Here is a 5,198-nt window from a genome sequence, read left to right as displayed (position 1 = left end):
TACTCAACACTCTCAAAATCAGCTTATACCTTCATACATAATTGTGTTGTTAGTAAACGATAACTATCGTTTGATTAGTTCGATTGCCGAGCTTGTAGACTGGAAATCCTCAGCTTAAAAAGGCTGCCAAATTTTTTAGGCTCATAAATTAACATATGAACTTGATAATATTCCCATTCTCTTGTCACTTTTATGGTAAGCATTCAGTGATCAGTATATGCTTAAAGCTTTTGTAAGTACCTAGACAAAAATAAATGAAACTGTGTTAACTTTTGTAAAGTTTGCAAAAGTCTCTCTGCTCCCTGGTCCCTATTTCAACAGTTAAACCTAATTTTGTCCGACTACTTATCTGGGTTATCAACACAGGAATTACCGAAAAAAGCATGGATGCAAGAGGGGAAAGAGATCCTCAGTGTTATTGTCCCATCAAAAAAGACGATACAGGTTTACATTTCAACTACAAATGCTATATAACTGTCTTGTGTTTTGGCAATCCATCAGGCTTGTAGCTTGGTTTTCACCCCGTTTCTTTGATTTCCATAAAATTTATGACTCAAACTGTATCTTCCACTACCGACGAAAATCTTAATTTAGGTATTCTGGCTAAAGAAGCTGGAATAGCTCTGATCATAAAATTTGCAGGTATTCTTCTGACTTATGTAGTGCAGATATTCCTGGCGCGATGGATGGGTACCACTGAGTATGGCATTTATGAATATGTGATTGCTTGGTCTATCCTCTTAGCAATTCCCGCAGGATTGGGTTTACCCCATACCGTTTTGCGCTTTGTATCCCAGTACCAGGTGAAAGAAGAATGGGGACTGTTGCGAGGTATCGTGCGCAGTAGCTGGTTGATTACTATTCTGGCTAGTCTTTTGCTTAGCTTGCTAGCTGCTGGTGTAATTTTACTGCTGAATTATTACCACCCCTTTGCTTATGCCACTCCTTTATTAATAGGTATCGGTCTGATACCACTACAAGCCCTGGTAAATTTGCAATTGGAAACTTCCAGAGCTGCTAAGGATGTTACTTTAGCCTACGCGCCATCACAAATAATTTGGCCGGTTTTGGTAGTCTGTGGCGCATTTCTGTTCATACAGACAAGTCATGACCTCACCGGAATTTCTACGATCGCGATCGCTGAAATCGCCTTCCTAGCTGCCCTGTTATTCCAGTTTGGATTGTTATTGTTTAAGTTAAATGAAGAATTTGAAGCCAGCAAACCGGTCTATGCCATTCGAGAGTGGTTGGGTGTCGCTTTCATTTTGTTATTACAGCAGAGTTTTTTGAAAATTCTTGGTAAAATCGACACGATTATGGTTGGTTCAATATTGGGAGCAAAGGAAGCAGGGATGTACGGTGCGGCCGTGAATACGGCTCAATGGGTTAGTGTTGTGCTGAGCATTATCAATATAGTCGCCGCTTCCAGTTTCGCAGCCCTTTACGCTAAAAACAATATCGAGGGTCTGCAAAAGGTGGTTTCTGCAGTTGCCCTGTGGATTTTCTGGCCTTCTATGGCTATTTCCTTATTGCTCACCGTCTTCAGTCAACCCATTTTAGGAATATTTGGCTCAGAATTTATCGCAGCGAGTTTGCAACTCAAAATTTTGGTTTTAGGCAATTTAGTAAGTGCTTTATGTGGTTCTGTAGGCTATTTGATGGTGATGACGGGTCATCAAAATAAATCTTTACCCGTTTTTATTTATGCGACTATTCTCAATATCGTGTTAAATGCGATCGCTATTCCCCTCATCGGTGGAGTAGGGGCAGCTATAGCTACAGCTTTCTCTAAAGCGCTGTGGAATATTTGGCTCAGTTTTTTAGTGGTGAAATATGTAGGAGTAAGTCCCCTAGTTTTCAGGGGACTTTTTCAACGGGGTTCAAAATCGGAGGGAATCTAGTTACTCCACTCGATCAAGCATTACTCGTAATTGAGAAAGGGGCTTTTGGGGCTCCTTTACTACACTTTCCAGAAGAAAGTGGTATTTTCTGGCGATGCGAGCAACTGTCGTGCCGTCCAAGATATCGGTAATGTACCTGAAGTCAGCGCTATAACCTCCGTCTTTAGCCAACATCCGCAAATGTAGGTTTCTGACTACAGCTTTCTTTTTCATCCCGATAAATGAGACTTCCATTTCAGGTAGTTCCAGTTGTTCGGAGTTGGTTGCATTAATCACATTGAAACCTACGGAAGTAGGATATTTGAATTGCTTGCCTTGGGCTTTCCAGATATCCACGAGTTGAAGAAAAGGCAAACTATTGTGGGCGTAACCATTACGGACAGTTTGCTGTATGCGATCAAGTAATTCGGCAAAAGTAGGATCGCCTTTTAAATCCAAACGCAGGGGTAGGATATTGCCAAAAGGGCCAATTAAGGATTGAGCTTCTTTCCTCAGGCGATTGACGAAGATGGAATCAATGGCAAAGTCTTCTTGGTTAGCAACACTTCCAAGAACTACTCCGTAGGCTGACAATAAAGTAACGTATAAAACTACCCCGGCTTTCTTACTGATGTTTTCCAAGCTACTCTTCAAGTCGGGACTAATCTTTAACGGTTCGGAGCCTTGGCGAAATGTGGGGTTGGCTGGAAGGGGCCGATCGGTCGGTAACTCCAAAAGTTCCGCTCCCGCCAGGGTTTTTCGCCAGTAGTTGAGGCACTTGTCCAAGGTCCCTGCCTGCAGCCATTGCTGATACCACTGGGCATAGTCGGTAAATGTCATGGCCAGTGGTGGCAAGGGTGAGGGCTGTCCAGAAGCAAAGGCCGAGTAGAGAGCGTTTAATTCATGAATGAATAAGCCCCAAGACGAAGCATCAGTGGTCGCGTGGTTGATGCAGGGCATGAGAATATGGGAGGTTTCGCTCAAACGCAGGATATTAACCCGCAGCATCGGACCGTTGACTAAGTCGAACTGACGCAGGGAACATTCTTCGAGATAGTTCCGGATTACCTGGGACTCTTCGTTTTCTGGTATGTTGGGGCAGTCTACTATTTCAAAAGCTGGCTCCATTTCTGGGCGTACCACCTGTACCACAGAACCATCTACTTTTTCCAAAGTGGTGTGGAGGGGAGTGTGACGGCGGGCAATTTCTTTAATCGCTTCCTGCAAGACCTTGAGGTTTAATGGGCCTTCAATGCGCCAAATGCGCCAAGTGTTGTTGTAAAGTCCCTCTGGATGTGCACGCCACCACATGTATTCTTGTTCGACGGTAAGGGGTAAGGAATTGCTGAGGGAATTCTCCGAGGGGCGATCGTAACCCAAAGACTCTGCTACCTTCCAAGTTTCTGGGCTCAAAAAGTCTACCTTATATTCTTCCTTCCAGCGCTCAGCAACTTTGGCATTAATCCCTTTGTAAGTGTGGAATTTAGGATCTCCCATCATCCTGGATACAGCGTGAACCCCATCGGTCATGCGCTGCTTCTTTTCCTTATAAGGTTGGAGCATATCGGGATGGAAATCTATCCCGATAAATTCACATAACTGATGAACAGTAGTTTCGGGTTGCTGCACTAAGTCTTCATATTTAAGCTGATGCTGACGGGAACTGGGTATATTCTTGAGGAACTCTAATATATTTTGGTGACTTATCAACCACATCAATTCTCCTTTTTGCTCCACTGAGAACTGGTTTTCTTCCATGGCCACCAACAAATCTAACCTGGCCTCTTTCATTGAACGAATTGTGGCCAGGGGATGGCGCTGGAGGTGGATATAAAGGGGATTTTCAAACTCTTCCTCCGCACGTTGCAGAACTTCTGGGTTAAACACATAAGGTGGAGTCTTATCAGCTATGATTTGACCAGGCAGCCACTCTTGCATCAAAGAGAAAAACTCCTTGGTACTCAAGTTTTGTTCCTCTAACTCCTCCATAATCTGCTGTGCTTGTTCCCCATCACAGTTTTTGATTTCCATGATAGCGCGAATTACCCCTTCTCCCAGGAAATTATTGCGCCCAGAAAAAGCAGCTTTGCGTTCCGCAAGAGTATTAAACGAAAGCAGATACAACTCTGGTGGTGCGAAAAGTTGTGGGTGTCCGGCCATAATCACCCTTAATAAAGTAGAACCAGAGCGTCCGGTACAGAGGATGAAAATAGCTTGTTTATTTTTCTTACCAGACGTATCGGATTGAACAGATTCCCCACAAAGGTGATGCTGTAGATATTGCCGCATCTGACCAATTTGCTGGGTGTTCAGTTTCTCTACTAATGTCTTACTTGTCTTACTGACAACTTTACCTTCTGTTTCCTCAGCTAGCTCCGAATAATTTTCTTGAAGATATTCAGCTAATGTAGCAATTGTTGGCGCGTCAAACAGGGCAACTGGGTGCAGAATTTTGTTCAGTTCGTCTTGTAGCTTGTTCACCAGGGCCATTGCCACGATCGAATTCCCCCCCAGTTCAAAGAAGTTATCTTCAATACCGACGGTTGGAATTCCCAGCACATCCTGCCAAATCGAAGCCAGTTGATGTTCTAATTTGTTGCGGGGGGCAATCTTTTCCTTACTCGATCGGGCATTTTGATCACCCAACTGTTTCAGAATTTGGGTAAATTCTCCGGCTTCAAAACCCTTACTCAATTGTAAGCGTTGGATTTTTCCGATAGCGGTTTTCGGAATCACCTCCCGAGCAACGGGAATCAAGTAATCTGGATTGACCCCGATTTTGGAAATCACCTGCTTTCGAATCGTCTGCAACAGCGGCAGTATTTCTTCATCTTTTTGAGTCGTCAAATGGAAGAAAATCCCTAGTTTTTCTGTTGAGCCACCTCCATCTCGAACCGCACAAGCTGCGGTATAGGAAACTTCGACCCCTTCTACTTCTTCGACTACAGTTTCAATTTCCTGACTGTAGTAATTTGCGCCATTGATAATAATGGTCTCTTTGGCTCGACCGGTCAACACCAAGTGTCCGTTGGTGATGAAACCTAAATCTCCAGTATCAAACCAACCATTTTCTAGAAAAGATGCCTGATTCGCTTCAGGATTTTTATCGTAACCTGGAGAAACTGCATCGCCACATACTTGCAAGTGACCTATAGTATCTTCAGGCAAAATCGAATTTTCTTCATCGACAATCCGAATCGTTACTCCTGGGATAACTGGCCCTAGGTCTGCGAAAATGCTGCTGTTGGGATGTTCTGCCCCGACTCGTTTAATGGTTCCTTTTAAAGAGTCTTTATCTACCCGATGGAACTTTAAAGG

General features: G+C 43.7%; 2 protein-coding genes. One reads left to right on the top strand and one right to left on the bottom strand.

All coding sequences use genetic code 11. The features are described from left to right. The first annotated feature begins 548 nt into the window (after positions 1-548). A complete protein-coding gene (locus F6K57_RS36080) occupies positions 549-1,901 on the top strand; it encodes an oligosaccharide flippase family protein (protein ID WP_293072900.1) in 1,353 nt (450 codons plus the stop codon). On the opposite strand, the gene F6K57_RS36075 is transcribed toward F6K57_RS36080, so the two are convergent. After that, positions 1,902-5,198 (bottom strand): condensation domain-containing protein (locus tag F6K57_RS36075; protein WP_293072897.1); only part of this gene is annotated, 3,297 nt, incomplete at its 5' end.

The sequence above is a fragment of the Moorena sp. SIO4A5 genome (assembly GCF_010672005.1).
Taxonomy (GTDB): Bacteria; Cyanobacteriota; Cyanobacteriia; order Cyanobacteriales; family Coleofasciculaceae; genus Moorena.
The sequence above is the reverse complement of the archived record's forward strand: the minus strand, read 5'-3'. Positions and strand labels throughout refer to the sequence as shown.

Bases quoted from the DNA above. Each gene is read 5' to 3' on its own strand.
- F6K57_RS36080 (WP_293072900.1), top strand. From the start codon at position 549: ATGACTCAAACTGTATCTTCCACTACCGACGAAAATCTTAATTTAGGT.